1 protein-coding gene and 1 CRISPR repeat array are annotated in these 2,227 nt (G+C 41.3%); the gene reads right to left on the bottom strand.

From position 1 onward, the window contains the following. Positions 1-88: 88 nt before the first annotated feature. A CRISPR array of direct repeats spans positions 89-1,981; the repeat unit is 47 nt; unit sequence GTTGTGATTTGCTTTCAAACTGGGTTCTTCCGATCTTTGATACCAAC. A 43-nt stretch (positions 1,982-2,024) separates the two neighbouring features. Further along, positions 2,025-2,227, bottom strand: a 203-nt coding sequence (locus Q8K49_RS01780; RefSeq protein WP_305303713.1) for a hypothetical protein, incomplete at its 5' end; no start/stop codon positions are given.

Raw genomic sequence — 2,227 nt, 5'->3', positions numbered from 1 at the left:
AGGTGGAAGCTGTTGTGATTTGCTTTCAAACTGGGTTCTTCCGATCTTTGATACCAACACAATCAACAGCAGGAACAGCAGCAGCATAGTTGTGATTTGCTTTCAAACTGGGTTCTTCCGATCTTTGATACCAACTAATTGGGATTTTATGACCACTGTTAATGAGTTGTGATTTGCTTTCAAACTGGGTTCTTCCGATCTTTGATACCAACACATTCAAAAAGAACTAATGGCAATAACTAGTTGTGATTTGCTTTCAAACTGGGTTCTTCCGATCTTTGATACCAACGACTGCGTTTTTGCATCGAACAAAGCGGCAGTTGTGATTTGCTTTCAAACTGGGTTCTTCCGATCTTTGATACCAACATTAGGGTCAAATCTATCGTCAGATACGAAGTTGTGATTTGCTTTCAAACTGGGTTCTTCCGATCTTTGATACCAACCCCAAACGCTTTGTTGTTTACCGAGTTACCGTTGTGATTTGCTTTCAAACTGGGTTCTTCCGATCTTTGATACCAACCAAAAGGATTGGCTGAATTAGTCAATGGGGGTTGTGATTTGCTTTCAAACTGGGTTCTTCCGATCTTTGATACCAACCATATTCAGTCGGATCGCTCGTGGCGTATGGTTGTGATTTGCTTTCAAACTGGGTTCTTCCGATCTTTGATACCAACCTACCGCCTTGCTTACCGGGGCTATCCCTGTTGTGATTTGCTTTCAAACTGGGTTCTTCCGATCTTTGATACCAACATAGCGAAGTCAAACGCAAGCCCGTAACAGGTTGTGATTTGCTTTCAAACTGGGTTCTTCCGATCTTTGATACCAACAATAATTACGGTCAACTCCTTAAATAGATCGTTGTGATTTGCTTTCAAACTGGGTTCTTCCGATCTTTGATACCAACCCATCCGCGTGATATTTTACATAGTCTATAAGTTGTGATTTGCTTTCAAACTGGGTTCTTCCGATCTTTGATACCAACATACGGATTTTGTTACGCATGCCTTCGGGGGTTGTGATTTGCTTTCAAACTGGGTTCTTCCGATCTTTGATACCAACTTTCTTTTATCAGTCCTTGCACATGCCTCTGTTGTGATTTGCTTTCAAACTGGGTTCTTCCGATCTTTGATACCAACACATCACAATTTGATAATCCCTATGGCCCAGTTGTGATTTGCTTTCAAACTGGGTTCTTCCGATCTTTGATACCAACTGGGAAAGGGATATTGTGAACAACCTGTATGTTGTGATTTGCTTTCAAACTGGGTTCTTCCGATCTTTGATACCAACCCTTTGCTTTTCATCTCCAATACCGTTATTGTTGTGATTTGCTTTCAAACTGGGTTCTTCCGATCTTTGATACCAACCTAACCAGTATGGACGGAAAGGTTCGTTTAGTTGTGATTTGCTTTCAAACTGGGTTCTTCCGATCTTTGATACCAACACCAGTAAGCATGGCAACGCTGTTAAATGGGTTGTGATTTGCTTTCAAACTGGGTTCTTCCGATCTTTGATACCAACATCAGAAGTTTGACCCGATTTGGAACGTAGTTGTGATTTGCTTTCAAACTGGGTTCTTCCGATCTTTGATACCAACGCATGGATAAGCGGAAGCAGTACCTGCTCGGTTGTGATTTGCTTTCAAACTGGGTTCTTCCGATCTTTGATACCAACTGTAAGCGATACTGTGTTTGAACTGGAATGTTGTGATTTGCTTTCAAACTGGGTTCTTCCGATCTTTGATACCAACCGGGCTTTTTAAAACCACGTAACTTATATCGTTGTGATTTGCTTTCAAACTGGGTTCTTCCGATCTTTGATACCAACAAGGTAGTTTTGAACAACCTTCGTTTCGCTGTTGTGATTTGCTTTCAAACTGGGTTCTTCCGATCTTTGATACCAACTGATGAATCTCGGCGAACTTGAATCCTTTTGTTGTGATTTGCTTTCAAACTGGGTTCTTCCGATCTTTGATACCAACACTAATATCCAGTGTCCTGATATCCTCCTGTTGTGATTTGCTTTCAAACTGGGTTCTTCCGATCTTTGATACCAACCTTACATAGCAAGTGCATCAGCATGGAATGGTTGTGATTTGCTTTCAAACTGGGTTCTTCCGATCTTTGATACCAACTATAATTCCACGTTCCACCATATTGCGTCAGTTGTGATTTGCTTTCAAACTGGGTTCTTCCGATCTTTGATACCAACAGATAAGGCCACCGAC

The organism is Brevundimonas sp. (genome assembly GCF_030682035.1).
Classification (GTDB): domain Bacteria; phylum Pseudomonadota; class Alphaproteobacteria; order Caulobacterales; family Caulobacteraceae; genus Brevundimonas.
Note: the sequence above shows the minus strand (reverse complement) of the source record. Positions and strands in the feature narration are given on the sequence as shown.